Annotated in this window: 23 protein-coding genes; 5 read left to right on the forward strand and 18 right to left on the reverse strand. The window is 54.1% G+C overall.

The window, feature by feature from the left end; translation table 11 throughout:
* Window positions 1–5 precede the first annotated feature (5 nt).
* The 13 genes from nuoM to lrhA all read right to left on the reverse strand — a co-directional run bounded on the left by nuoM (window position 6) and on the right by lrhA (window position 15,265).
* Complete coding sequence (gene nuoM / locus AC6I8J_RS12905) at window positions 6–1,526, reverse strand: NADH-quinone oxidoreductase subunit M (RefSeq protein WP_161733362.1); 1,521 nt, start codon at window positions 1,524–1,526, stop codon at window positions 6–8.
* Window positions 1,527–1,736: 210 nt separating this feature from the next.
* Window positions 1,737–3,572, reverse strand: a complete 1,836-nt coding sequence (gene nuoL / locus AC6I8J_RS12910; RefSeq protein ID WP_161733364.1) for an NADH-quinone oxidoreductase subunit L — start codon at window positions 3,570–3,572, stop codon at window positions 1,737–1,739.
* Window positions 3,569–3,871, reverse strand: coding sequence for an NADH-quinone oxidoreductase subunit NuoK (gene nuoK, locus AC6I8J_RS12915; protein ID WP_003854236.1), 303 nt, complete (start codon window positions 3,869–3,871; stop codon window positions 3,569–3,571). Before nuoK ends, nuoL begins: the two co-directional genes overlap by 4 nt.
* The gene (nuoJ, locus tag AC6I8J_RS12920) at window positions 3,868–4,419 is read right to left on the reverse strand and encodes an NADH-quinone oxidoreductase subunit J (protein WP_003854237.1); all 552 of its coding nucleotides are present in this window, start codon (window positions 4,417–4,419) and stop codon (window positions 3,868–3,870) included. The genes nuoK and nuoJ overlap by 4 nt, the downstream gene beginning before the upstream one ends.
* 10 nt (window positions 4,420–4,429) lie before the next feature.
* Window positions 4,430–4,972, reverse strand: coding sequence for an NADH-quinone oxidoreductase subunit NuoI (gene nuoI, locus AC6I8J_RS12925; RefSeq protein ID WP_003854239.1), 543 nt, complete (start codon window positions 4,970–4,972; stop codon window positions 4,430–4,432).
* A gap of 11 nt (window positions 4,973–4,983) precedes the next feature.
* Window positions 4,984–5,961 (reverse strand): NADH-quinone oxidoreductase subunit NuoH, encoded by a 978-nt coding sequence (nuoH, locus tag AC6I8J_RS12930; protein WP_003854240.1) that lies wholly within the window; start codon window positions 5,959–5,961, stop codon window positions 4,984–4,986.
* Window positions 5,958–8,681: an NADH-quinone oxidoreductase subunit NuoG gene (gene nuoG, locus AC6I8J_RS12935; protein ID WP_161733366.1), complete on the reverse strand. Its 2,724-nt coding sequence runs from the start codon at window positions 8,679–8,681 to the stop codon at window positions 5,958–5,960. Before nuoG ends, nuoH begins: the two co-directional genes overlap by 4 nt.
* Window positions 8,682–8,793: 112 nt before the next feature.
* Window positions 8,794–10,134 (reverse strand): NADH-quinone oxidoreductase subunit NuoF, encoded by a 1,341-nt coding sequence (gene nuoF, locus AC6I8J_RS12940; protein WP_029519446.1) that lies wholly within the window; start codon window positions 10,132–10,134, stop codon window positions 8,794–8,796.
* Window positions 10,135–10,136: 2 nt separating this feature from the next.
* The gene (gene nuoE / locus AC6I8J_RS12945; RefSeq protein ID WP_010258066.1) at window positions 10,137–10,652 is read right to left on the reverse strand and encodes an NADH-quinone oxidoreductase subunit NuoE; all 516 of its coding nucleotides are present in this window, start codon (window positions 10,650–10,652) and stop codon (window positions 10,137–10,139) included.
* Window positions 10,653–10,654: 2 nt separating this feature from the next.
* Window positions 10,655–12,454 (reverse strand): NADH-quinone oxidoreductase subunit C/D, encoded by a 1,800-nt coding sequence (gene nuoC / locus AC6I8J_RS12950; protein ID WP_161733368.1) that lies wholly within the window; start codon window positions 12,452–12,454, stop codon window positions 10,655–10,657.
* Between the two features lie 113 nt (window positions 12,455–12,567).
* Window positions 12,568–13,245 (reverse strand): NuoB/complex I 20 kDa subunit family protein, encoded by a 678-nt coding sequence (locus AC6I8J_RS12955; protein WP_003854245.1) that lies wholly within the window; start codon window positions 13,243–13,245, stop codon window positions 12,568–12,570.
* Window positions 13,246–13,260: 15 nt separating this feature from the next.
* Entirely contained in the window at window positions 13,261–13,704 is a 444-nt protein-coding gene (locus AC6I8J_RS12960; RefSeq protein WP_010258058.1) for an NADH-quinone oxidoreductase subunit A, read from the reverse strand.
* 637 nt (window positions 13,705–14,341) lie between these two features.
* Window positions 14,342–15,265, reverse strand: coding sequence for a transcriptional regulator LrhA (gene lrhA, locus AC6I8J_RS12965; RefSeq protein WP_013358575.1), 924 nt, complete (start codon window positions 15,263–15,265; stop codon window positions 14,342–14,344).
* 981 nt (window positions 15,266–16,246) lie between these two features.
* Between lrhA and AC6I8J_RS12970 the strand changes: the two genes are divergently transcribed.
* Together AC6I8J_RS12970 and yfbR are read left to right on the forward strand one after the other, a co-directional pair.
* Window positions 16,247–17,464: a pyridoxal phosphate-dependent aminotransferase gene (locus AC6I8J_RS12970; protein ID WP_497825445.1), complete on the forward strand. Its 1,218-nt coding sequence runs from the start codon at window positions 16,247–16,249 to the stop codon at window positions 17,462–17,464.
* 69 nt (window positions 17,465–17,533) lie between these two features.
* The gene (yfbR, locus tag AC6I8J_RS12975) at window positions 17,534–18,133 is read left to right on the forward strand and encodes a 5'-deoxynucleotidase (protein WP_260058919.1); all 600 of its coding nucleotides are present in this window, start codon (window positions 17,534–17,536) and stop codon (window positions 18,131–18,133) included.
* A 29-nt stretch (window positions 18,134–18,162) separates the two neighbouring features.
* Here the strand turns inward: yfbR and AC6I8J_RS12980 are convergent, their stop codons facing one another.
* The 3 genes from AC6I8J_RS12980 to yfbV form a co-directional block, all read right to left on the reverse strand.
* On the reverse strand, window positions 18,163–18,822 hold the full coding sequence (locus AC6I8J_RS12980) for a sugar phosphatase (RefSeq protein WP_161733372.1): 660 nt from the start codon (window positions 18,820–18,822) through the stop codon (window positions 18,163–18,165).
* Window positions 18,823–18,835: 13 nt separating this feature from the next.
* On the reverse strand, window positions 18,836–19,330 hold the full coding sequence (locus AC6I8J_RS12985) for a YfbU family protein (protein ID WP_497825644.1): 495 nt from the start codon (window positions 19,328–19,330) through the stop codon (window positions 18,836–18,838).
* A 145-nt stretch (window positions 19,331–19,475) separates the two neighbouring features.
* Window positions 19,476–19,928 (reverse strand): terminus macrodomain insulation protein YfbV, encoded by a 453-nt coding sequence (gene yfbV, locus AC6I8J_RS12990; protein WP_161733374.1) that lies wholly within the window; start codon window positions 19,926–19,928, stop codon window positions 19,476–19,478.
* Between the two features lie 336 nt (window positions 19,929–20,264).
* Here yfbV and ackA point away from each other — a divergent pair, with 336 nt between their 5' ends.
* Complete coding sequence (ackA, locus tag AC6I8J_RS12995) at window positions 20,265–21,467, forward strand: acetate kinase (protein ID WP_033733374.1); 1,203 nt, start codon at window positions 20,265–20,267, stop codon at window positions 21,465–21,467.
* An 86-nt stretch (window positions 21,468–21,553) separates the two neighbouring features.
* Window positions 21,554–23,683, forward strand: a complete 2,130-nt coding sequence (pta, locus tag AC6I8J_RS13000) for a phosphate acetyltransferase (RefSeq protein ID WP_033733375.1) — start codon at window positions 21,554–21,556, stop codon at window positions 23,681–23,683.
* Between the two features lie 109 nt (window positions 23,684–23,792).
* Here pta and yfcD read toward each other — a convergent pair whose 3' ends face one another.
* Entirely contained in the window at window positions 23,793–24,317 is a 525-nt protein-coding gene (gene yfcD / locus AC6I8J_RS13005) for an NUDIX hydrolase YfcD (protein ID WP_003854255.1), read from the reverse strand.
* Between the two features lie 108 nt (window positions 24,318–24,425).
* Complete coding sequence (yfcF, locus tag AC6I8J_RS13010) at window positions 24,426–25,067, reverse strand: glutathione transferase (RefSeq protein WP_161733376.1); 642 nt, start codon at window positions 25,065–25,067, stop codon at window positions 24,426–24,428.
* A gap of 182 nt (window positions 25,068–25,249) precedes the next feature.
* Here yfcF and AC6I8J_RS13015 point away from each other — a divergent pair, with 182 nt between their 5' ends.
* Window positions 25,250–26,146 carry a TIGR01777 family oxidoreductase gene (locus AC6I8J_RS13015; RefSeq protein ID WP_161733378.1) on the forward strand — a complete coding sequence of 299 codons (897 nt, stop codon included), beginning with the start codon at window positions 25,250–25,252 and terminating at the stop codon, window positions 26,144–26,146.
* The last annotated feature ends 15 nt before the right edge of the window (window positions 26,147–26,161 follow it).

Raw genomic sequence — 26,161 nt, forward strand, 5'->3', positions numbered from 1 at the left:
GCGAATTACGGCCTTGTAGTTGAAATTGAAGCGGTAAACCACTGCTGAATATTGCTCATGGCAGCGTGCGAAGTATCCAGAATCGGCTGTGGATAGACGCCCAGCAGCACCAGCAGCACCACCAGAACACCGATGGTCATAAACTCACGCGGTGACATGCCTGGCAGCGGATCTTTCGATTTCGCTTCGCCGTAGTAAGCGCGCTGCATCATCACCAGCGAGTATACGGAGGCGAACACCAGACCAAAGGTCGCGATGATAATAATCATCGGCACCACCTGGAAGCTGCCGGTCAGAATCATAAATTCACCGACGAAGTTACCGGTGCCCGGCATACCGAGGTTGGCGACAGCAAAGAACAGCGACAGACCCGGAATCCATTTGATGCGCGACCACAGGCCACCCATCTGACGCATATCACGGGTATGCAGACGCTCATACAACTGACCACACAGAATGAAGAGTGCAGCAGCGGAGAGACCGTGCGCAATCATCTGAATCACCGCACCCTGCAGCGCCAGCTGGCTGCCGGTGTAGATGGCAATTAGCACAAAGCCCATGTGCGAAATCGAGGTGTACGCAATCAGACGTTTGATATCGGTCTGCGAGAAGGCCATCCAGGCACCGTAGAAGATACCGATGATGCCTAACCACATGGCGATGGGCGCAAACTCGGCTGACGCGTTCGGGAACAGCGGCAGGCTGAAACGCAGTAAGCCGTAAGCCGCGGTTTTCAGCAGGATACCCGCCAGGTCGACAGAACCGGCTGTTGGCGCCTGACTGTGTGCATCCGGCAGCCAGCCGTGCAAAGGCACCACCGGCATCTTGACTGCAAAGGCGATAAAGAAGCCCAGCATCAGCAGATATTCAACACCGCTCGACATTGGTGTCTGTAGCAGTTGTTCGTAGTTGAATGTCCAGACGCCGGTCGCGTTGTAGTGAACAAATACCAGGCCCAGAATCGCAATCAGCATCACCAGACCTGAAGCCTGGGTATAGATGAAGAATTTGGTCGCGGCGGAGATACGGGTTTTGCCGTCCGATGCTTTATGACCCCAGAGCGCGATGAGGAAGTACATCGGCACCAGCATCATTTCCCAGAAGAAGAAGAACAGGAACAGGTCGATGGAAAGGAACACACCGATTACGCCGCCCAGAATCCACATCAGGTTCAGATGGAAGAAGCCCTGATACTTTGAGATCTCATTCCAGGAACAGAGCACCGCCATCAGACCGAGCAGACCGGTCAGCACTACCATCAGCAGTGACAGGCCATCAATGGCTAAATGGAAGCTGATGCCGAAGCGTGGGATCCACGGAACGGAGAAACTTGACTGCCACTGCGGAATACCCGCTGCCTGCGTCAGTGAATAGCCTCCCTGCAACCAGAGTTGCAGTGAAAGCGCCAACGTCAGCCCCATGGTGATCAGCGCGATCCAGCGTGGCACCTTCGCGCCAAGGCGCTCAGTGAGCCAGCAGATCAGACCACCGACGAAGGGTATGATAATTAGCCAAGGTAATAACACGGCACACTTCCCTTTTCTTTGTCTTAGTTCGGGCTATCTTACTTGCCATTTTGCTTCCCGATAGTGCTCGCAATCCTCACATACCTCGGTATGCTCCGGTTGCTGTGCGCTGGCGGTAGCCAAACTGGCCGCGACGATAACGCCCTTGCTCAGGACAATTTTTGACATTCTCAATGGGCAGATTAGCTAACCTGCCCCGCTCATCAATCTTTAAATCACCAGCAGCAGAGCCAGCACCAGCACGGCACCCACGCTCATTGACGCAACGTACCAGCGCAGGTAGCCATTCTCACTGACCACCAGGCCTTTGTTGGCAATGCGTGACAGCAGCGCAGGCAGGTTCATCAGACCATTCAGTGGATCGCGCTTCAGCAGCCACGCAATACCCAGGTAAGGTTTGACGAACACTTTATCGTAGAGCCAGTCAAAGCCCCAGGCCGCAAACCACCAGGTGCCGAAGAAACGGCCTGGCGCACTGTTTGCAATGCGGGTAACCAGCTCACGTTTGCCCAGCCACAGCGCGGCAGCGATCAGAATGCCAACGATCGCGACCACGCCCGAGGTGATTTCCAGTCCCACTTTGCCCGCTTCACCGAACTCGCTGGCTGGCAGTACACCTGCCAGCGGTGGCGTGATCAGCGCACCAATAAAGGTGGAGAGCAGCAGCAGCACAATCAGCGGCAGATGATGGGTAATGCCTTTACCTGCGTGCGCATGAATTTTCTCTTCGCCATGGAACACAATGAAGATCATGCGGAAGGTATAGATAGAGGTCAGGAACGCCCCCACCAGACCCGCGACCATCAGATTGATGTGACCGTTAGCCAGCGCGCCAAACAGAATCTCATCTTTACTGTAGAAGCCCGCCGTAATCAGCGGCAGTGCCGCCAGTGCCGCGCCGCCTACCAGGAAGCAGGTGTAGACCAGCGGAATGCTCTTACGCAGGCCACCCATTTTAAAGATGTTCTGTTCGTGATGGCAGGCCAGAATCACTGAACCCGAAGAGAGGAACAGTAACGCTTTAAAGAAGGCGTGCGTCATCAGATGGAAAATCGCCGCATCCCACGCCTGAACACCCAGCGCCAGGAACATATAGCCAATCTGGCTCATGGTGGAGTAAGCGAGAACGCGTTTGATGTCGGTCTGCACCAGCGCGGCAAAGCCTGCCAGCACCAGGGTAATTGCCCCGATGATGCCGACCAGATGCAGCACTTCCGGCGTCAGCAGGAAGAGACCGTGGCTGCGGGCAATCAGGTAAACACCTGCCGTCACCATGGTCGCGGCGTGGATAAGTGCTGAAACCGGTGTCGGACCGGCCATCGCATCTGCCAGCCAGGTCTGTAACGGCAGCTGTGCCGATTTACCGACCGCGCCACCCAGCAGCATCAGCGTTGCCCACTGCAGCATATGGTTATCTGCGGCAAAGTGCGCAGGAGCCAGCTCCATCATCTCGCGGAAGTTCAGCGTGCCCAGCTCGTTGTAGAGAATGAACAAGCCAAATGCCAGGAAGACGTCGCCCACGCGGGTGATGATGAACGCTTTCATCGCCGCTTTACCGTTTTCCGGATTGCTGTAGTAGAAACCGATCAGCAGATAAGAGCAGAGCCCTACCCCTTCCCAGCCCAGATACATCAGCATCAGGTTATCGGCCAGCACCAGAATAACCATGCTGGCGATAAACAGGTTGGTATAGGCGAAGAAGCGGGAGTAGCCCTCTTCTCCACGCATGTACCAGGAGGCAAACATGTGAATGAAGAAGCCGACGCCGGTCACCACCGACAGCATGGTCAGCGACAGGCCATCCAGCGTCAGGTTCACCTTCATGTCGAAGTTGCCGACATGCATCCAGGTCCAGAGTGACTGAGTATAAGCTTGCTGACCACTGGCGAAGAACTCGAAACCGATCAACGCCGTCGTCAGTGCGGCCAGACCCACCGATCCCATACCTACCGTGGCCGACAGGTTCTCAGACCAGCGACCGCGGGAAAACGCTAACAGCAGAAAGCCGATCAGCGGAAACAAGACAGTTAAATAGAGAAGATTCATCCGCGCATCTCGCTCACAGTATCAATGTTCAGCGTCTGACGACGACGATAGAGCTGAAGCAGCAGTGCCAGACCAATACTGGCTTCCGCTGCCGCCAGGCTGATCGCCAGGATATACATCACCTGTCCATCGGCCTGACCCCAGTAGCTCCCGGCAACCACCAGAGCTAAAGCGGCGGCGTTGATCATGATTTCAAGGCCGATCAGCATAAACAGCAGATTGCGGCGTATCACCAGCGACGTCAGTCCAAGGACAAACAGCACGGCAGCAAGAATCAATCCATGTTGTAACGGGATCATGCGTTCTCCTTTTTCACCTGAGCGGCATCAGCATTGCGGTTACTCAGGACTTCGCCCTGACGCTCTTCACGACCGATATGGAACGCCACGACCAGACCCGCCAGCAGCAGCATAGAGGCCAGTTCGACCGCCAGTACGTAAGGACCAAACAGGCTGATGCCGACCGCTTTAGCGTCGATGATGGTGCCATCAATGCCCTGGTCATTCGCCGTCAGAATGGCGTAGATCATTACCACCAGCAGTAGTAACGAAACGATGCCCGGACCAATCCACAGCGACGGACTGAGCCACTCACGCTCCTGCTTCTCAGTCTGTTTGCCCAGGTTCAGCATCATGACCACGAAGACGAACAGCACCATGATGGCCCCGGCGTAAACGATGATCTCCAGCGCACCGGCAAAATAGGCTCCCATTGAGAAGAAGACGCCCGCGATCGATAACAGCGAAACGATCAGGTACAGCAATGCATGTACCGGATTAGTGTGGGTAATGACGCGCAACGTCGTCAGCACCGCCACCAGTCCGCAAAGATAAAACGCAAATTCCATGCCTTGCTCCTTAAGGTAATAAGCCTTTGACGTCGATAGGCTTCGCTTCGTTTTCTGCTTCGCCCTTATCTTTACCGTCAATCGCCATACCTGCCATGCGGTAGAAGTTGTACTCCGGATATTTACCCGGCCCCGAAATCAGCAGATCGTCCTTCTCATACACCAGATCCTGACGCTTAAACTCACCCAGTTCGAAATCGGGAGTCAGCTGAATCGCCGTGGTCGGACAGGCTTCTTCACACATGCCGCAGAAGATGCAGCGTGAGAAGTTGATTCGGAAGAACTCCGGGTACCAGCGGCCATCTTTGGTTTCTGCTTTCTGCAGCGAGATACAGCCAACCGGACAGGCAACCGCACACAGGTTACAGGCGACGCAACGCTCCTGACCATCCGGATCGCGGGTTAACACGATACGGCCACGATAGCGTGGTGGCAGATAAACCGGCTCTTCCGGATACATCTGAGTTTCACGTTTGGCGAAGGCGTGCAGCCCGATCAGCCAGATACTGCGAACTGTCGTGCCAAAGCCTACGACAATATCTTTCAAAGTCATTTGTTAACCCCTTACGGCGCTGTGTAGAGAATCACTGCGGCAGTCGCCAGCAGGTTCAACAGCGTCAACGGCAGACACACTTTCCAGCCGAATGACAGCACCTGGTCGTAGCGCGGACGCGGAAGCGCAGCACGAATCAGGATGAACATCATCATAAAGAACGCCGTTTTCAGGGCGAACCAGATGAACGGCGGCAGGAATGGGCCGTGCCAGCCACCAAAGAACAGCGTTACGATCAGCGCTGAAACGGTGGTAATCGCCACATATTCGCCAACAAAGAACAGACCGAACTTCATACCGGCATATTCAATGTGGTAGCCGTCCGCCAGTTCCTGCTCCGCTTCTGGCTGGTCAAACGGATGACGGTGACACACCGCCACGCCCGCAATACAGAAGGTCACGAAGCCGAAGAACTGCGGAATGATGTTCCACAGATGCGTCTGGCTGTTGACGATATCGTTCATATTGAACGAGCCCGCCTGCGCTACCACACCCATCAGCGACAGCCCCAGGAACACTTCATAGCTCAGGGTCTGTGCCGAGGCGCGCATCGCACCCAGCAGCGAGTATTTGTTATTACTCGACCAGCCGGCAAACAGCACTGCGTAGACCGCAAGGCCCGCCATCATCAGGAAGAACAGCAGACCGATATTCAGGTCTGTTACCATCCAGGTTGGCGAAACCGGCACGATAGCAAAGGCCAGTAGCAGTGAAACAAAGGCGATAACCGGCGCAAGGGTAAAGATAAAGCGGTCGGTAAACGGCGGAACCCAGTCCTCTTTGAAGAACATTTTGATCATGTCCGCCACCAGCTGGAGCGAACCGCCCCAGCCTACGCGGTTTGGCCCATAACGGTTCTGGAACAGGCCGAGCAGACGACGCTCAGCGAAGCTCATGAACGCGCCGCAGGCCACCACCACCAGCAGAATCACGATGGCTTTAACAATGGCCAGCAGAATGTCGATCACGTCCGGTGTTAACCAGCTCATTGCGCTGCCTCCTGCAGAGTGTCGATTTTACCGTTCGCCAGGAATGGTGGAACGCCCGGCATTCCCAGCGGCAGACCAATCTGTCCCGCCTGCAGTGACGCCGAGAAACGGACCGGCAGACGCACTGTCTCTCCGGCACAGCTGAACTCCACCGCCGCACCATTGTTGACGCCCAGCTTCGCCGCATCCTCCGGGTTTATCACCAGCGCAGGCTCAGCCATACGCTGCTGGAAGACCGGTGAACGCTGTGACATCTCTTCGCTGCCGAACAACCGGTGAAGAGGCGCCACGCGCCACTGTGCATCACTGACAAAGGCTTTTGGTACGGTCGTAAACCACGGCAACTCACTCGAGCTGGCTTCAAACAGGCGCACGCCCGGATCGCCATGACGCAGTTTGCCGCCCACTTCCGCCTGGAATTTGTTCCACGCCTGTGGTGAGTTCCAGCCTGGTGCCCAGGCAAACGGAATCTGTGAACGCGGTGCGCCTGGCTGATTGTTCCCTTCCATTGAGAAGGCGAACATCGTGTCCTGATCCTGCGGCTGACGCGGTTCGTGCACGCTGATATTCGCGCGCGCCGCGGTACGGCCACTGGCACGGTGCGGTGAACGCGACAGTTTCTGTCCGCGAATGCGGAAGCTGGCGTCAGGTGCGGCTTCTTTAATACCCGCGAGCTGTGGCAGACGGGTGACTACCGCATCGATCACGTGATCGAGCTGCGTCCAGTCCACATGGCGGCTTTCCAGCGTGCTGTGCAGTGAATGCAGCCAGCGCCAGCTCTCCAGCATCACAATGTTGTTGTCGTAATAAGCAGGATCATAAACCTGGAAGAAACGCTGAGCGCGGCCTTCATGGTTAATTGAGGTACCGTCGCTTTCGGCGAAGCTGGCGGTTGAGAGCACCAGACCCGCTTTCTCCAGCGTTGGGGTACGCTGATGATCCACCACAATCACGTTAGTGGTCTGAGCCAGCGCCGCATCCACCAGCGCTTTCGGCGCATGGCGATAAAGGTCATTTTCCAGCACTACCAGGGCATCAGCTTCACCGTTGCTCAGCTGCTCCAGCGCCTGCTCCAGCGGATTGCCGCCAATCATGCCCAGCCCGATGCTGTTCGCGTGACCCGCCAGCAGGGTAATGCCGACATCTGCACCACGTGCCTTGAGGGCTTTCGCCACGTTAGCAGCGGCTTCAATGACTGCGCTGCTGCCTGAGTGAGTTCCGGAGATAATTAATGGCTTTTTCGCGCCGGCCAGCGCCTGAACGACAACATCCATTTTCCCGCTGAGTTTGCTGTCGAAATCGGTGACTGCAGGCGCAGATTCATCCAGCGCACTGGCGATAGCGAAGCCGAGGCGCGCCTGATCTTCAACCGGTGCACGATAGCTCCATGCCGCGATATCATCCAGACGGGTTTCATCAACGTGCGTAACAAACAGCGGATGTTTCGCGTTCTGACCGATGTTCATGATGGCGGCGATCTGCCAGTCTGCGACTTTCTGCGCAGCGGCCATATCACGCGCTTTGCCTTTTACTGCCTGGCGCACAGAGAGTGCCACACGAGCACCCACCTGTGTCAGGTCTTCACCCAGTACCAGCACCGCATCGTAGCTTTCAATTTCACGTAGCGATGGCGTATAGATTCCGCCCTCGCGCAGGACTTTCAGCATGAGTTCAAGACGGGCCTGCTCATCCGCTGGCATGCCGGTTGAGAAGTTCTCTGCACCCACCAGTTCACGAAGGGCGAAGTTACTTTCAATGCTGGCGCGCGGCGAGCCAATACCGATCACTTTCTTCGCCTGACGCAGCAAATCTGCTCCGGCGTTGACCGCCTGCTCTGCGTTCAGCGTGACCCAGTCGTTGCCGCGCAGCAGCATCGGCTGACGTGGGCGATCTTTGCGGTTCACGTAGCCATAGCCAAAGCGGCCACGGTCACACAGGAAGTAGTGGTTTACGGTACCGTTATAGCGGTTTTCAATACGGCGTAACTCACCATAACGCTCACCCGGGCTGGTGTTACAGCCGACGCTGCACTGCTGACAGATGCTCGGTGCAAACTGCATATCCCATTTACGGTTATAGCGTTCGGAGTGCGTTTTATCGGTGAAGACGCCGGTCGGGCAAATTTCAACCAGGTTGCCGGAGAATTCGCTCTCCAGCGTGCCATCTTCCGGGCGACCGAAGTAGACGTTGTCGTGCGCGCCGTAGACACCCAGATCTTTGCCATCGGCATAATCTTTGTAGTAGCGCACGCAGCGGTAACAGGCGATACAGCGGTTCATCTCATGAGAGATGAACGGGCCGAGATCCTGATTACGGTGAGTACGCTTAGTGAAGCGATAGCGACGGAAGCTGTGGCCGGTCATCACTGTCATATCCTGCAGGTGACAGTTACCGCCCTCTTCACACACCGGGCAGTCGTGCGGGTGGTTGGTCATCAGCCACTCCACCACGCTTTCGCGGAACTCTTTCGCTTCGCCATCATCGATGGAGATGAATGTGCCGTCAGAGGCCGGCGTCATGCAGGACATGACAAGACGGCCGCGGGTATCTTCGGCATTCTGGAATTGCTTTACCGCACACTGGCGGCAGGCCCCAACGCTTCCCAGCGCCGGATGCCAGCAAAAGTAAGGAATATCAAGGCCCAGAGAGAGACACGCCTGTAGCAGGTTGTCCGCTCCGTTCACATCATACTCTTTACCGTCTACATGAATTGTAGCCATAGTGACATGCTTCCGTAAGGCTCGTCAGAGACGAGCGTTAATCATATTCTTGCCCCGACGCACGACATTGTCGGGGCGGCGGCACCAGGCCTGTTCCGTGTGATGCGGTGAATTACCAGCGCGCTTTCAGCAGGTTTGGCTGGATCCCACCAATAGCGCGGGTATTGCCAAACACCTGCGGTGCCATGCCAGCTTCAAACTCTTCACGGAAATATTTAATCGCACTCTGTAGCGGCTCAACCGCACCCGGCGCATGCGCGCAGAAGGTTTTACCCGGGCCAAGCTGACGGCAGAGTTGCAGTAAGGTTTCGATATCCCCTGGCTGACCCTGTTTCTGCTCCAGCGCACGCAAAATTTTCACGCTCCACGGCAGGCCATCGCGACACGGCGTACACCAGCCACACGACTCACGGGCAAAGAACTCTTCCAGGTTACGCACCAGCGAAACCATATTGATTTCGTGATCGACCGCCATCGCCAGTGCGGTGCCCAGACGGCTGCCCGCTTTACCAATGCTGGCAAATTCCATCGGCAGATCCAGGTGCTGGTCGGTCAGGAAGTCGGTTCCTGCGCCGCCAGGCTGCCAGGCTTTGAACTTCAGCCCGTCACGCATGCCGCCCGCATAATCTTCAAGAATTTCACGCGCGGTGATACCGAATGGCAGCTCCCAGACGCCAGGATTTTTCACCCGTCCGGAGAAGCCCATCATTTTGGTACCGGCATCTTCGCTTTTAGAGATGTTTTTGTACCACTCGACGCCATTGGCCAGAATCGCCGGGACGTTGGAGAGGGTTTCCACGTTGTTCACGCAGGTCGGTTTGCCCCACGCGCCCGCACTCGCCGGAAATGGCGGCTTGGAACGCGGGTTAGCACGACGGCCTTCCAGTGAGTTAATCAGTGCCGTCTCTTCGCCGCAGATATAACGACCTGCGCCGGTGTGAACAATCAGCTCAAAGTCGAAGCCGGTACCCAGAATATTTTTACCGATATAGCCCGCTTCCGTCGCTTCAGCAATCGCACGACGCAGATGCACCGCGGCTTCAATGTATTCGCCACGTAAGAAGATATAGCCACGGTAAGCCTTCAGCGCAAAGGCGCTGATCAGCATTCCTTCCACCAGCTGGTGAGGCATCTGCTCCATCAGCAGGCGGTCTTTATAGGTGCCCGGCTCCATCTCATCAGCGTTACACAGCAGGTAGCGGATGTTCATCGACTCATCTTTCGGCATCAGGCTCCACTTCAGACCGGTAGAGAAGCCTGCACCGCCGCGCCCTTTCAGGCCGGAATCTTTCACTGCTGCGACGATTTCATCCTGCGACATGCTTTTCAGCGCTTTTTCCGCACCGGCATAGCCGTTTTTGCTGCGGTATTCATCAAGCCAGACAGGTTGCTTGTCGTCACGCATCCGCCAGGTCAGCGGATGGGTTTCAGCAGTACGAATGATCTGTTTAATTGTCATTGATACTGCTCCAGTAAACCAGGGATGCCTTCCGGCGTCAGATGCACATGCGTGTCTTCATCCACCATCATCGTTGGGCCCTTGTCGCAGTTGCCCAGACAGCAGGTTGGCAGCAGCGTAAAGCGGCCATCAGCCGTGGTCTGACCCGGTTTGATATTCAGTTGCTGTTCCAGTGCTGACTGGATGCCCTGATAACCGGTGATATGACAGACCACGCTGTCACAGTAACGGATCACATGACGACCCACCGGCTGACGGAAGATCTGGCTGTAAAATGTCGCCACACCTTCAACATCACTTGCCGGGATACCCAGGACTTCGGCAATCGCGTTGATTGCACCGTCCGGCACCCAGCCGCGCTGTTTCTGCACGATCTTCAGCGCTTCAATTGAGGCTGCACGCGCGTCTTCGTAATGGTGTTTTTCGTGCTCAATAGCGTGATGCTCTTCCGCGCTCAGCACGAAGACCTCGTTAGGGTCGATCGTTTTAATGGCAATGTGTTGATCGTGCATAATTAGCGGTCCACGTCTGACATAACAAAATCGATACTACCCAGATATACGATCAGGTCGGATACCAGGCTGCCACGGATTACGGAAGGAATCTGCTGCAGATGCGGGAAGCTCGGCGTACGCACGCGGGTGCGGTAGCTCATGGTGCTGCCATCGCTGGTCAGGTAGTAGCTGTTGATCCCTTTCGTCGCTTCAATCATCTGGAACGATTCATTGGCAGGCATAACCGGCCCCCACGACACCTGCAGGAAGTGTGTGATCAGCGTTTCAATGTGCTGCAGCGTGCGCTCTTTAGGTGGCGGCGTGGTCAGCGGATGATCCGCTTTAAACGGCCCCTCTGGCATGTTGTTGAGACACTGCTCAAGAATGCGCAGCGATTGCCACATCTCTTCCATTTTCAGCATGACGCGGCTGTAAGCATCGCTGACGCCGTCGCCAACCGGGATTTCAAAATCGAAGTTTTCGTAGCCGGAGTATGGACGCCATTTACGTACGTCAAAGTCGAGACCTGTCGCACGCAGACCAGCACCGGTAGTGCCCCACGCCAGCGCCTCTTCCATGTTGTAAGCGGCAACGCCTTTGGAGCGGCCAATAAGTACGCTGTTGCGCAGTGCCGCTTTGTCATACTCTTTAAGACGCTTTGGCATCCAGTCGAGGAAGTCACGCAGCAGACGTTCCCAGCCTCGCGGCAGGTCATGCGCGACGCCACCGATACGGAACCACGCCGGGTGCATACGGAAACCGGTAATCGCCTCAACCACGTCATAGATTTTCTGACGGTCGGTAAAGGCAAAGAACACCGGCGTCATGGCCCCGACGTCCTGAATAAAGGTGGAGATATAAAGCAGGTGGCTGTTGATGCGGAACAGCTCAGAGAGCATCACGCGGATCACGTTAACGCGATCGGGCACCACGATACCGGCCAGTTTTTCCACCGCCAGTACGTACGGCATCTCGTTTACGCAGCCGCCGAGGTACTCGATGCGGTCAGTGTAAGGAATGTAGCTGTGCCACGACTGACGCTCGCCCATCTTTTCAGCACCACGGTGGTGATAACCGATGTCAGGCACGCAGTCGACAATCTCTTCACCATCCAGCTGCAGAATGATGCGGAACGCACCGTGCGCCGACGGGTGGTTAGGCCCGAGGTTCAGGAACATGAAGTCTTCGTTAGTGGTACTACGTTTCATACCCCAGTCTTCAGGCTTAAAGGTCAGCGCCTCCATCTCTAAATCTTCTTTCTGCCTGGTCAGCGTGAAAGGATCGAATTCAGTGGCACGCGCCGGGTAATCTTTACGCAGCGGATGACCTTCCCAGGTCGACGGCATCATGATGCGCGTCAGATGCGGGTGGCCATCAAAGGTGATACCAAACATTTCCCAGGTTTCACGCTCATACCAGTTGGCATTCGGGAAAAGACGGGTAATGGTCGGCAGATGCATGTCGTTTTCTGAGAGTGCCACCTTGAGCATGATGTCGCGGTTGCGTTCAATCGACAGCAGGTGGTAGAAAACGGAGAAATCCGCCGCAGGCAGGCCTGCACGGTGGGTACGTAAACGCTCATCCACGCCATGCAGGTCATACAGCATGACGTAAGGCTTGGGTAATTTACGCAGGAACTCGATAATTTCCAGTATCTGTTCACGCTTCACCCACACCACCGGGATACCGGTACGGGTTGGCTGAACAGTGAAGGCATCCGGCCCAAAACGGTTACGCAACTCGCCGATCACCGGGTCATCAAGGTGATCACGGGTTTGCCATAGAGGCTGAGCGAGATCTTGCGTGGTCAAATCTGTCATACGTTACTCACCATTCCGGCCTGGTCTCAGGCACTCAAATGAAGGCGTCAGGATGGGGCCATGCATTAAATTGTGATGTTCTGCTGCAGGCGCTGTTTTCCATCCATACGGTTTTAAACTTCGTCCGGGCTGCGCAGATTTGTGACTGCGATGCGCTCGCCGCGTTTTCTTTCACGCTCTGAAGGCATATTGGCGCGGTAAACGCCCTGATCGCCGACAACCCATGAAAGCGGACGGCGCTCTTTGCCGATCGATTCCTGCAGCAGCAGCAGTGCCTGCATGTAGGCTTCAGGACGTGGCGGGCAGCCAGGAATGTAAACATCGACCGGCAGGAATTTATCGACGCCCTGCACCACCGAATAGATGTCATACATACCGCCCGAGTTGGCGCAGGCACCCATGGAGATCACCCATTTTGGTTCCAGCATTTGATCGTATAAACGCTGAATAACCGGAGCCATTTTAGTAAATGGCGTACCGGCAATAACCATGAAATCCGCCTGACGTGGCGAGGCACGCATAACTTCAGCACCAAAACGCGCCACGTCGTGGACCGCGGTAAACGATGTTGTCATCTCTACGTAACAACATGACAGGCCAAAGTTATAAGGCCAGAGGGAGTTTTTACGTCCCCAGTTCACCATGTCATGCAGGGCATTTTCGAGTTTGCCCATATAAACGCTGCGATGAACGTGCTGCTCCAGCGGATCGCTGACGATTTCCTGCTTTTGCAGAGGATAACGGTCGTTCTCACCACCGTTCGGGTCTATGCGGGTGAGCGTATAGTCCATCTTATTGCCTCTCTTTTACTGCTTATGAGGATTGGTGTGGCTGACCGTAGTGGTTTTCACCACCACGCGACGGCGAGCTGGCGCCCAGTCCAGTGCGCCAATGCGTACCAGATAGACCAGACCCGCCAGGAGCACCAAAATGAAAATTGCGGCTTCCACAAAGCCGATCCAACCGCTTTCACGGATTGAAGTCGCCCATGCGTATAAAAAGAGGGCTTCGACGTCGAAAATGACGAAAAACATCGCAACCAGATAAAATTTCGCCGAGAGGCGGATATGGGTATCACCAACGGATTCGATGCCCGATTCGAATGGCGTGTCTTTGTAGCGGGCGCGCGCTCTGCCGCCAAGCAGCCATCCTCCGGTCAGCATGAAAGCACACAGGCCAAAGGCAATAACGATAAATACGATAAACGCCCAGTGCTGAGCGATGATTTCGGTGGTAGTTGACATACTCATTGCTTACTCATCAAAAGTGGCGCTGGCATCCTGCACGCGTTTCCCGCAGCAAACTGACCACATCGATTCAAGGGAAGGGTAAAAACCTTTTAAATGTTGCTGTTATCAGGTAATAAGCAGCCATTTTATGGGGTTTTTACTCCTTTCTATAACCTTTTGTCAACTTTGACAAAAGTATCCAAACATTATTTCACACCTGCATCATATTATTAACAAATGATGCCCCGCTTTCCAGCTAAATCGCTTCAGTCTGTAGGGTTAATTTTAGTGTAGCGGGTATTCACATGCATGGATCGTGCATTTAACAAACATATTTTGACAGGTATGACTCTGTTTTCCTTCCCCTTATCAGGGGTATTTTCTTGATCCAGAACACAGTTCTGCCCTTTTTGCGTTAAATTTCTTCACCTCAAGCTGCAATCCGGAACAAATGGTTCATTTAGTCGGTTGGCAAGTTTCAGTTCGTTAGTGAGTGAAATGTAGTGAGGGTTTTACATCAGGCAAAGTGGCAGGTGGGAAAAGTCTGAAGAGTGTCAGAAATAAAAAAGCCTCTCATTCTGTTCAGGAAAAGAGAGGCCTATGTATAAGCGTTTGTTAAGGCAATCACGCCAGTGTTGAGTACAACACGTTAGCGAAATTACTCTTCGTCATCCAGCAGCAATGTACCATCTGGATTGTTGCTCAGGTTATAAGGATCATTGGTGGACTGCATGGCGTTGAAGATTGCCAGCGCCAGCTCATTATCGCTGTCAGGATTGCGGCACAGCAGATATTGCGTATCTGGCAGAACCGGCAGCCCTTCCGCCGCACCCATCACGCGCAGTTCCGGACTCATCATCTCTACCGGACGCGCAGTTACGCCCAGCCCCGCTTTCACCGCGGCACGAACTGCAGCCAGTGTGGAAGCGACATAAGAGATACGCCACGGGATACCCGCTTCATTGAGATGATCAATTGCCATATCGCGATAAGGACTTGGCTCATCCAGCAGCACCAATGGAATGGCTTCGCCGCGCTGGAAAATATAATCCGCTGCGCAGTACCACAACGTAGGTGAGGTACGCAGGACCTGATAGGTAAAGTTGCCCGGGCTGGAGGTGGTCACGACCAGGTCCACTTCACCCTGATTGAGCATTTCCATCATAAATGGATTACGTTTAACCCGCACATCGATTGCCAGTTTCGGATAAACCGAGGTTACCCGGTTTAACAGGAAAGGCAGAATAGTGTCAGAGGTATCATCAGAGGCACCAATGGTCAGGACGCCCTGAATGTTACTGTACATCAGAGATGTGCAGGCTTCGTCGTTAAAACGAAGAATTTTTCTCGCATAGCCTAAAAGCTGGATACCGTGCTCTGTTAACAGCTTGTTACGTCCATGTCTGGCAAACAGCTCTTTACCTACCAGTTGTTCCAGACGCTGCATTTGCTGACTGACTGCTGACTGCGTTCTGCAGACCGCTGCAGCGGCCGCTGCAAAGGTATTCAAATCCGCAACGGCAACGAAAGTTCTCAGCAGATCGAGGTCGAGATTAAGTATCGGACGATTTGCATTAGTCATGTTTTTTCTTCACTTATAAGATTTTTACGAACTACTACCCTGGTGTTATTACAAGCTTATCAAAGTGATAAGCAGTAATGGTGCTTAATGACAGTCCTGTGTGAAGACTGACACAAAAAAAATTTATGTGGATCCTGCACTGTTGACTCCCCTGAAAGGGCCATAGCGCTTTTCAATCCATAGTACTTTTCAAGACAGATACAACTTCTGAACCGATGGCGCTGGGGTGCGCAAATGCAGGAAGCTGCGTAGTTGTCTTATTCCCACCAGAAATAATCGGGCGGGATAAAAATCGCACTTTTCAGGCCAGTAAGACGAAGCGGCCATGTGCATTAAATAATAAATTATACTTAATCATTTTTGACTTCAAAATGGAAATGATTTTGTGAAAAGCGCTGTAAATTTTGTGCTAAGGGCATTTCCGGACCCTTATGCCACATTATTGATCACTTTTTAAGCCTTCAGCGTTCCGAAATTTAGTGAAGAAGTGTTAAGTACTGCTCACAATCCTGATAAATGCGCGCCAGAAACGCCTCGTCATTTGGTAATTTTCCGGCGATCACAAGGCCTTAAACAGGCAACTCTTAAGCAGTGTTAAGGCGTAGACGTTGCACGCGTCATAAAATTGTCCACAAAGTGAACATTTATAAAATATCCTTTAACTATTTACCTGGGTGTATATCTCAGGTGCAAAGAAAAGCGTCCTTTACATAACGTTCATATTTCATTTCACAATACCAGAGCCTTATGTTGTCTCAGCACCCCTTTAGATAGTTTAAAATATTTCTATATACATCATTTTTGGTTTTATCAACCATCTCACGCCTTGTTAAATCTTTTTTACGCTACTCACCGTCTAAAAAGTTGTCGAACCCGCCAAAACGGGGCGGCACCCTTCATTTGTGACCGGCAGGAGAGTACATTGTGCTGGTTCGATTTCAGTGGCAGCCAAAAAGGATTCTGCCCGTTAAGGCGGTAACAATGACTTTTCAAATAGATAAATCCGGAAAACTCGATAACGTCTGCTATGACATCCGTGGCCCGGTCCTGAAAGAGGCGAAGCGCCTCGAAGAAGAAGGCAATAAAGTTCTTAAACTGAACATCGGCAATCCGGCGCCGTTCGGTTTCGAAGCACCGGACGAGATTCTGGTCGATGTAATTCGTAATCTTCCCAGCGCTCAGGGCTATTGCGACTCCAAGGGGCTCTATTCCGCCCGTAAAGCGATCATGCAGCACTATCAGGCGCGCGACATGCGTGATGTCACGGTAGAAGATATCTACATTGGCAACGGCGTTTCAGAACTCATTGTCCAGGCGATGCAGGCGTTACTGAACAGCGGCGACGAAATGCTGGTGCCAGCACCTGACTATCCGTTGTGGACGGCTGCGGTTTCCCTCTCCAGCGGAAAAGCGGTGCACTATCTGTGTGATGAGTCAGCAGGCTGGTTCCCTGACCTGGATGATATCCGCAGCAAGATAACACCCCGTACCCGTGGTATTGTAATTATCAACCCGAATAACCCGACCGGCGCGGTCTACAGCAAAGAACTGCTGTTAGAAGTGGTTAAAATTGCGCGTCAGCATAACCTGATCATCTTTGCTGATGAGATCTACGACAAGATCCTTTACGACGAGGCACAGCACCACTGCATCGCTGCCCTGGCCCCGGATCTGCTGACCGTGACCTTCAATGGCCTGTCTAAAACCTATCGTGTAGCCGGCTTCCGTCAGGGCTGGATGGTACTCAACGGGCCGAAGAAACATGCGAAAGGCTACATTGAAGGGCTGGAGATGCTGGCGTCTATGCGCCTGTGTGCCAACGTACCGGCCCAGCATGCCATCCAGACAGCGCTCGGCGGCTACCAGAGCATCAGCGAATTTATCATGCCTGGCGGTCGTCTCTATGAGCAGCGCCAGCGTGCCTGGGAATTGATCAACGATATTCCCGGCGTCAGCTGTGTGAAGCCGCAGGGCGCGCTCTACATGTTCCCAAAAATTGACGCCAAAAAATTTAATATCTTTGACGATCAAAAAATGGTGCTGGATTTTCTCCTTCAGGAGAAGGTGCTGCTGGTACAGGGTAGCGCGTTCAACTGGCCATGGCCCGATCACCTGCGCATTGTTACGCTGCCTCGTGTGGATGATCTGGAGATGGCGATTAATAAATTTGGTCGCTTCCTGCAAGGCTATCGCCAGTAATCACGCCCGCGTATACTGATGCTATTTGGGGAGAGCCTGTCTCTCCCCTGCCTGCTAACAGGAACGCTCATGACACAAAGCCACTTCTTTGCTCACCTCTCCCGTCTTAAGCTGATCAACCGCTGGCCACTGATGCGCAATGTGCGTACCGAGAATGTTTCTGAACACAGTCTGCAGGTCGCCATGGTGGCGCACGCGCTAGCCGTCATCAAAAATCTTAAATTTGGCGGCTCGCTTAATGCCGACCGCATCGCCATGCTGGCGCTTTATCATGACGCCAGCGAAGTGCTCACCGGCGATTTACCCACTCCGGTTAAGTATTACAACGCACAGATTGCCCACGAATATAAGAAAATCGAGAAGATTGCCCAGCAGAAGCTGATTGAGATGCTGCCGGAAGAGTTTCAGGCAATCTATCGCCCGCTGATTGATGAGCATCTGCACAGTGAAGAGGAGCAGGCCGTTGTGAAACAGGCGGATGCACTCTGCGCCTACGTTAAGTGTCTTGAGGAGTTGTCTGCCGGAAATAACGAATTTTTACTGGCCAAAGCGCGACTGGAAAAGACGTTAGCGCAGCGGCGTTCGCTGGAGATGGATTACTTCGTTGAGGTGTTTATTCCGAGTTTCAGCCTGTCGCTGGATGAAATTTCGCAGGATACGCCACTGTAAACCCGACGGCCTGGCCGCCGGGCAAATCTTTAAGCCTGCTGGCTGAAGGTAAAGCTGCCGTCAGACTCGCGGGTGACAACCAGAGACGCCAGTGAGTCGAGCCGAAGCGCCACGTCATCCAGCCGCGGTGTCTCCGCCGGAGCATTGATGGCAATTACCGCACAACCCGCGTTCAGGCCGGATAAAATACCCGCGGGTGCATCTTCTGCCACCACACATGACGTCGCCGCTAACCCCAGCTTCTCCGCACCAAGCAGGTAAGGATCGGGCTCAGGTTTGCCTTTAGCGACCTGCTCAGCGGTAATGAACACGGCGGGCTTCGGTAATCCTGCCGCTTTGTGACGGGCATGAGCGACCGGCACCGAGCCAGAGGTGACTATCGCCCAGGGAATCTGCAACTCATTCAGCCGGTTCAGCAGCGCATGGGCGCCTGGCAGCGCCTGCACACCGTCGGTGTCTGCCGCTTCAGCCTGCTCCAGCGCGACAAACTCTGCCTGGATAGCCTCTTCCGACTGGCCTGCCATGAAATGACGCAGAGAGGTAATCGCCTGTTTGCCATGGATGAAATCCAGGATCTCATCAGCGGCGATACCATGACGGGCACCCCACTGGCTCCAGGCTCGTTCAACCGCTGGCAGTGAATCTACCAGCGTGCCGTCTAAATCAAATAGAAAACCTCTGTAGGTCACGCGCTTCTCCTCATCAGGCATTAATCACTTGCGCAATTTCGTTTGCACTTAAATGGTACTGGCGCGGACAAGTCTGCCACAAAGCTAACATCCGTTGATACTTTTCCCACATCGGGGTCTGCGCGTTAAAACCGTGTGTACCGGAATCGAAGTGGGTATAACGCCCTTCGGTATTGACCATAAAACGGACGTAGCCCAGCAGGCGTGCTTCTGTTGCCGCATCAAAGCCCAGAAAGGCGAGACGGCGCTCCTCAACCTGACTTTTCTCTTTAAGATTCGACCAGGAGACGTGCAGTGCGTGATGCATCTCCATTATGTCGATCACTGTCCGGCAGATCGCTTCACTCAGTTCGCCAAACTCTTTATCCAGCTCGCGCATCTGCAGCGCATAACCGCGTTCGATAATGGTCTGGTAACGGCGAAAACGTTCAGCGTTTTCCGGCTCAAGCATGGTCATGATTTTGTACTGGTTGGTAAGAATCAGACGCTGCGCATGGGTCATTTCCATCATTTACTCCCGGTCAGAGACCGCTCAGTTAATCGACAATGAAGAAATGATTGCACAGCGTTAGCAACACGGGAATCGCCGTATCGTCTTTCTTTGATTTAGCCGCAGGTTAGCGGCAACTATTTTACCGCCAGCCCGGGATGGGTCAGAGATCGTCGAGGAAGGTGCGGTCGAGTTGTTTAAACGCCCGCTTAAGCAGATCGGCCAGTGCCTGATAAGTCGGCTTGCCTTCTACCGGTGCTATCGCCTGCCCCGCTTCTTCCAGCCGGGCACGCACTTCATGAAACCAGTTAAGCAGCGTAGGCGGTAGCGGCGTTACTGAACGCTTACCCAGCCACCACAGTCCCTGCATCGGCAGGCTGCAGGCAAACAGCGCCGTTGCTACTGCCGGACCTAACTGACCGCCCATCGCAATCTGCCAGGTCAGCGTAAAAATCGCCAGAGGTGGCATAAAGCGAATGGCGAAACGCGTTGCCGATGAAACGCGGTTTTCCGGGAACACCGGGGCCAGGCGCTTATCAGCGGGCCAGGTCTTCATATAGTGTTGGCCGCGCTGAAACATCCGAAACCAATTGGTACTGCCAGATTCATTCGCCATGGCTCACCTCAACTAATGCTGCAAAGATTAAAAAATAGTTATAAAGACACAACTTTACGTAACAACCTTCAATTATTTTTGTCTTTAAAGAGGACTCCGGCTATTCTGACGCCGTTTTAAACCTCTCCGGGAGCGGAATGCGCCTTTGGGAAGAGGCCTGAGCCATATTTCGACAAGGCAATCTTAAAATTTTCACGTAAGATTGCTAAAATTTTTTGCGGAATTGAGAATTTCTGTCTACCGCATGATGTTTGTCATTAATCTACCAGCTTTCATGGGCTACGCTGATAGTCTGATTGCGTTATATTTAGCCACTCTCAAAAAATAGGTACTTCCATGTCGAGTAAGTTAGTTCTGGTTCTGAACTGTGGCAGCTCTTCCCTCAAGTTTGCCATCCTTAACCCTGCCAGCGGTGAAGAGTTCCTGTCAGGCCTGGCGGAATGTTTCCATCTTCCTGAAGCCCGCATCAAATGGAAGCTGGAAGGCGAAAAACAGGAAGCGCCTCTGGGTGCTGGCGCAGCGCACAGCGAAGCGCTGAACTTTATCGTTAAAACCATTCTGGCACAAAAACCTGAGCTTTCGGCACAAATTGCTGCAATCGGCCATCGTATCGTACATGGCGGCGAGAAGCTGACGCAGTCAGTCATCATCACTGAAGACGTGGTACAGGGCATCAAAGACGCCTCCTCTTTTGCACCGCTGCACAATCCGGCTCATCTGATCGGTATTGATGAAGCGATGAAAAACTTCCCGCACCTGTCAGATAAGAATGTCGCGGTATTCGACACCGCTTTCCATCAGACAATGCCGGAAGAGTCTTATCTCTATGCGCTACCGTACAAATTATATAAAGAGCATGGCGTTCGTCGCTATGGCGCGCATGGCACCAGCCATTTCTATGTGACTCACGAAGCCGCCAAAATGCTTAATAAGCCGCTTGAGTCCCTGAACATTATCACCTGTCACCTCGGTAATGGTGGTTCAGTTTCTGCCATTCGTAACGGCGAGTGCGTAGACACCTCAATGGGTCTGACTCCGCTGGAAGGTCTGGTGATGGGAACCCGCAGTGGCGACATCGATCCCGCGATCATCTTCTTCCTGCACGATACGCTGGGTATGAGCGTTGACGCCATCAATAAACTGCTGACCAAAGAGTCAGGCCTGTTAGGTCTGACCGAAGTCACCAGCGACTGCCGCTACGTAGAAGACAACTACACCACCAAAGAAGATGCGAAGCGCGCAATGGATGTCTTCTGTCATCGCCTGGCGAAATATATCGGCAGCTACACCGCGCTGATGGATGGCCGTCTTGACGCCGTCGTGTTCACTGGCGGCATCGGTGAAAATGCCGCGATGGTCCGTGAGCTTTCACTGAAAAAACTGGCACTGCTGGGCTTCGACGTCGACCACGAGCGCAACCTGGCGGCCCGTTTCGGCAAGTCAGGTTACATCAATAAAGAAGGCACCCGCCCGGCGCTGGTCATTCCGACCAACGAAGAGCTGGTCATTGCCCAGGACGCCGCGCGTCTGACTGCGTAAAATACTTCTCTCCGTCAGCTCAGGCTGACGGAGTTGTTTTTGACACCCTGCCACTACTGAGAGGTTCAAACGTGTCACGTACAATTATGCTCATTCCGACCGGCACCAGCGTCGGCCTGACCAGCGTCAGCCTTGGCGTTATTCGCGCCATGGAACGTAAAGGCGTTCGCCTTAGCGTCTTTAAGCCAATTGCTCAGCCACGTGCTGGCGGCGACACCCCGGATCAAACCACCACCATCATCCGTAAGAACTCCTCGATTCCTGCCGCAGAACCGCTGCAGATGTCGCGTGTTGAGTCACTGCTGGGCTCCAACCAGCAGGATGTGCTGATGGAAGAGATCATCTCCCGTTACCATGCCAACACCCAGGATGCGGAAGTGGTGCTGGTTGAAGGTCTGGTTCCAACCCGTAAGCATCAGTTCGCCAACGCGCTGAACTATGAAATCGCGAAAACCCTGAACGCGGAAATCGTCTTCGTGATGGCGCTGGGCAATGACTCTCCGGCACAGCTGAAAGAGCGCATTGAACTGACGCAAAGCAGCTTCGGCGGTCAGAAGAACAAAAATATCACTGGCGTGATCATCAACAAACTCAACGCACCGGTTGACGATCAGGGACGTACCCGCCCTGACCTGTCAGAAATCTTTGATGACTCATCAAAAGCCAGTATTGCCAATATCGATCCTAAGCAACTGTTCTCAGACAGTCCGCTGCCGGTGCTGGGCTGCGTGCCGTGGAGCTTTGATCTGATTGCTACCCGCGCGATCGATATGTGCCGCCACCTGGATGCTCGCATCATCAATGAAGGTGAGATTCAGACTCGCCGGGTTAAATCTGTTACCTTCTGCGCCCGCAGTATTCCGCACATGCTGGAGCATTTTCGTCCTGGCTCACTGCTGGTGACTTCTGCTGACCGTCCGGATGTGCTGGTCGCCGCCTGTCTGGCCGCGATGAACGGCATTGAGATTGGCGCAATCCTGCTGACCGGTAACTACGAGATTGACGATCGCATTGCCCGTCTCTGCGACCGCGCCTTCCAGACCGGCCTGCCGGTGTTTATGGTGAAAACCAATACCTGGCAGACCTCACTGAGCCTGCAGAGCTTTAATCTTGAAGTGCCTGCTGATGACACGCAGCGCATCGAGAAAGTGCAGGAATATGTCGCCAGCTACATTAATGCAGAGTGGATTGAGTCACTGACCGCCACATCTGAACGCAGCCGTCGCCTGTCACCACCCGCCTTCCGCTATCAGCTTACCGAGCTGGCGCGTAAAGCGGGCAAACGCGTGGTGCTGCCAGAGGGTGATGAGCCGCGTACGGTTAAAGCGGCTGCTATCTGTGCTGAACGCGGCATCGCCACCTGCGTACTGTTAGGTAACCCGGAGGAGATTCAGCGTGTCGCTGCGGCTCAGGGTGTTGAACTGGGCAAAGGCGTTGAGATTGTTGACCCGGAACAGGTTCGTGAAAACTATGTGCCGCGTCTGGTTGAGCTGCGTAAGAGCAAAGGCATGACCGAGGTCGTCGCTCAGGAGCAGCTGGAAGATAACGTGGTACTCGGCACCATGATGCTGGAGAGCGGCGAAGTGGATGGCCTGGTGTCAGGTGCGGTTCATACGACCGCCAACACCATTCGTCCGCCGCTGCAGTTGATCAAAACCGCGCCTAACAGCTCACTGGTATCCTCGGTGTTCTTTATGCTGCTGCCGGAGCAGGTGCTGGTTTACGGTGATTGTGCCATTAACCCGGATCCGACCGCTGAGCAGCTGGCTGAGATCGCTATCCAGTCAGCTGATTCTGCCAGCGCCTTTGGTATCGATCCGCGTGTTGCGATGATCTCCTACTCTACTGGCACGTCAGGTGCGGGCAGCGACGTTGAGAAAGTGCGTGAAGCAACGCGCATTGCGCAGGAGAAACGTCCTGATCTGGTGATCGATGGTCCGCTGCAGTATGACGCCGCGATCATGGAAGATGTGGCGAAATCTAAAGCGCCGAATTCCCAGGTTGCCGGGCGCGCTACTGTGTTTATCTTCCCGGATCTCAACACCGGTAACACCACCTACAAAGCAGTACAGCGTTCAGCCGATCTGATCTCCATCGGACCGATGCTGCAGGGTATGCGTAAGCCGGTTAATGACCTGTCTCGCGGTGCGCTGGTGGATGACATCGTCTACACCATCGCCCTGACCGCCATTCAGTCTCAGCAGGCTGAAGGCTAAACGGCTGGTCATAACGAAAAAGGCATGCCCCAGAGCATGCCTTTTTTTCGCCGGTAACAAAGCGGCCCGGTCTGATGCAGATGAATAACCTGAATTAAGGCGCCTGTTTTCAGGCCCGGTTATCGCCGTTGCGGCTCATCCACAGGGAGAGCGCTTTCAGCGAATCATCGGTGAACTCATCACAACGCGCGGTGATCTCATCGGGCGTCATCCAGATAATCTCATCGACTTCCGATTCCTGCATGGCGAATGGCCCGTGTGACACACAACTGAACAGACCGCCCCAGACACGACAGTGCTGATCTTCGAAGTAGAATTTGCCATGTTCAGCAAATGGCACCGCGGCGATCCCTAACTCCTCTTCTGCTTCACGTCGCGCAGATTCCAGCATATCTTCACCGCTCTGCACCACGCCGCCCGCGGTTGCGTCGAGTTTGCCCGGCATAAAATCTTTTATCTCGGTGCGACGCTGTACCAGAATCTTACCCATACCGTCATGAACCACAATATAGGTAGCGCGGTGACGCAGGCATTGAGCACGCATCTGCGCACGTGTCGCCTGAGCAACGACTTCATTCTCTTCGTTTACGATATCGACCCACTCGATGCCGTCACCCGCAGTTTGATCCACCATCAGTAACCCTTTCCTGTTTGGCGTACAGTTGTGTACGCAGTTTGCCACGTCGTTATTTTTATGTGGCGTAAGGTAATCACTTCCGACAGCCTGAGCAAGCCCTGGCTGTTACCGATTTTTACCACTTTCTGCTAACCACAGCTGCACCGAGGCGCGCTGCCACTGAAACTCAGCATAATGCCGCAGACGGGCGGGCAAAGGATCGCCATGTAATACCAGCCGGTTAAGCATTACTGCCAGATCGGTATCCGCGATGGACCACTCACCAAACAGGTTCTGTTGCCCCTCAGGCAGCAGACGATCGACAGCGGTAACCAGTTTATCCACCGCCTGCTGCGCTGACGCAGTCAGTGGCGCAAAACGCTCACCAGCAAACAACACTTCTGTCGGACGCTCCTGACGGATCCACAGGAAGTCACTGCGTAGCCAGGCCTGAATCTCCCTGGCACGGGCGCGCTTCTCACGGTCACGTGGATAGAGGCGTTCAAATTCGGGGGCAGGAAAACGCTCTTCGAGATATTCCGTAATCGCCGAGGATTCGCTTAACAGGAAGTCATCAATCTGGAGAGTCGGCACACGGCAGGTCAGCGACAGCTCGCGGTATGCTGCGGCGTTTTGCTGATTCTGCGACAGATCGACACGTTTCAGCTGGAATGGGATCCCTTTTTCGGTAAGAGCAACATAGGCAGACATAGCGTAAGGACTGAAAAATGATGAATCTGACCACAGGGTGATGGACGGATAATTCATCGGTTACCTCAATTGGCTGTCAGGGTTGCATCATGTTTACCGATTTTTTTTTGCGAAGGCAACGCTGAGCTGCTCCGATCTCTGCCACCGGAATAAGAAAGCGCGACGCGACTCACTCTGGAATGGCTCGACTCTTCTATGCTGAAAGGTGCAAATAACAAAAACATCAAGGGAGCCGCAACATGCACATTCTAATTACCGGTGGCACGGGACTGATTGGCCGACACCTGATCCCGCGCCTGCAACAGCTGGGGCATCAGATAAGCGTGGTGACACGTGACGTGGTCAGCGCACGTGAAAAACTGGGCGAGAACGTCGCACTCTGGTCAGGCCTGGCGCAACAATCGAATCTGGATAACATCGATGCGGTAATTAATCTGGCGGGAGAACCCATCGCCGACAAGCGCTGGACGGAGCCGCACAAACAGCAGCTGTGCGAAAGCCGCTGGCAGATCACCGAGCAGATTGCCTCACTGATTAATGCCAGTGCAACGCCACCCGCCGTCCTGATTTCTGGTTCGGCAACTGGCTTCTATGGCAATACCGGCGATCTGGTGCTGACTGAAGAGGACCAGGGACAGGATGAGTTTACCCATCAGCTCTGCGCCCGCTGGGAGCAGCTGGCGCTCAGCGCCGCGAGTGAGCGCACCCGCGTCTGCCTGATACGCACCGGCGTGGTGCTGGCTCGTGAAGGCGGCGCACTCAGTAAAATGAAACTCCCCTTTAAGTTTGGCGCGGGCGGGCCGATCGGCAGTGGCAAACAGTATATGCCATGGATCCATATTGATGACATGGTCAACGCGATTCTCTGGCTGCTGGATCATGAGGATCTGCACGGCCCGTTCAACATGGTGGCCCCTTACGCGGTACGTAATGAGCAGTTTGCCGCCACGCTGGGGCGGGTGATGCATCGTCCGGCCTTTATGCGCACGCCAGCCAGCGCCATTAAGCTCATGATGGGCGAATCGTCGGTACTGGTGTTGGGAGGACAGCATGTGCTGCCAAAGCGGCTGGAAGCCTCTGGTTTCGGCTTCCGCTGGTACGATTTGCAGGAAGCCTTACAGGATGTCGCAGGATAACCCTGCAGCGGCCCA

It is taken from the genome of Pantoea sp. X-Soil-ISGK-355 (assembly GCF_059730805.1).

Excerpts from the sequence above, each read along its gene's own strand:
- nuoL (WP_161733364.1), bottom strand. The coding sequence starts at position 3,572 with ATGAATCTTCTCTATTTAACTGTCTTGTTTCCGCTGATCGGCTTTCTG.
- nuoK (WP_003854236.1), bottom strand. The coding sequence starts at position 3,871 with ATGATCCCGTTACAACATGGATTGATTCTTGCTGCCGTGCTGTTTGTC.
- nuoJ (WP_003854237.1), bottom strand. The coding sequence starts at position 4,419 with ATGGAATTTGCGTTTTATCTTTGCGGACTGGTGGCGGTGCTGACGACG.
- nuoI (WP_003854239.1), bottom strand. The coding sequence starts at position 4,972 with ATGACTTTGAAAGATATTGTCGTAGGCTTTGGCACGACAGTTCGCAGT.
- nuoH (WP_003854240.1), bottom strand. The coding sequence starts at position 5,961 with ATGAGCTGGTTAACACCGGACGTGATCGACATTCTGCTGGCCATTGTT.
- nuoG (WP_161733366.1), bottom strand. The coding sequence starts at position 8,681 with ATGGCTACAATTCATGTAGACGGTAAAGAGTATGATGTGAACGGAGCG.
- nuoE (WP_010258066.1), bottom strand. The coding sequence starts at position 10,652 with ATGCACGATCAACACATTGCCATTAAAACGATCGACCCTAACGAGGTC.
- nuoC (WP_161733368.1), bottom strand. The coding sequence starts at position 12,454 with ATGACAGATTTGACCACGCAAGATCTCGCTCAGCCTCTATGGCAAACC.
- AC6I8J_RS12955 (WP_003854245.1), bottom strand. The coding sequence starts at position 13,245 with ATGGACTATACGCTCACCCGCATAGACCCGAACGGTGGTGAGAACGAC.
- AC6I8J_RS12960 (WP_010258058.1), bottom strand. The coding sequence starts at position 13,704 with ATGAGTATGTCAACTACCACCGAAATCATCGCTCAGCACTGGGCGTTT.
- lrhA (WP_013358575.1), bottom strand. The coding sequence starts at position 15,265 with ATGACTAATGCAAATCGTCCGATACTTAATCTCGACCTCGATCTGCTG.
- AC6I8J_RS12970 (WP_497825445.1), top strand. The coding sequence starts at position 16,247 with ATGACTTTTCAAATAGATAAATCCGGAAAACTCGATAACGTCTGCTAT.
- yfbR (WP_260058919.1), top strand. The coding sequence starts at position 17,534 with ATGACACAAAGCCACTTCTTTGCTCACCTCTCCCGTCTTAAGCTGATC.
- AC6I8J_RS12985 (WP_497825644.1), bottom strand. The coding sequence starts at position 19,330 with ATGGAAATGACCCATGCGCAGCGTCTGATTCTTACCAACCAGTACAAA.
- yfbV (WP_161733374.1), bottom strand. The coding sequence starts at position 19,928 with ATGGCGAATGAATCTGGCAGTACCAATTGGTTTCGGATGTTTCAGCGC.
- ackA (WP_033733374.1), top strand. The coding sequence starts at position 20,265 with ATGTCGAGTAAGTTAGTTCTGGTTCTGAACTGTGGCAGCTCTTCCCTC.
- pta (WP_033733375.1), top strand. The coding sequence starts at position 21,554 with ATGCTCATTCCGACCGGCACCAGCGTCGGCCTGACCAGCGTCAGCCTT.
- yfcD (WP_003854255.1), bottom strand. The coding sequence starts at position 24,317 with ATGGTGGATCAAACTGCGGGTGACGGCATCGAGTGGGTCGATATCGTA.
- yfcF (WP_161733376.1), bottom strand. The coding sequence starts at position 25,067 with ATGAATTATCCGTCCATCACCCTGTGGTCAGATTCATCATTTTTCAGT.
- AC6I8J_RS13015 (WP_161733378.1), top strand. The coding sequence starts at position 25,250 with ATGCACATTCTAATTACCGGTGGCACGGGACTGATTGGCCGACACCTG.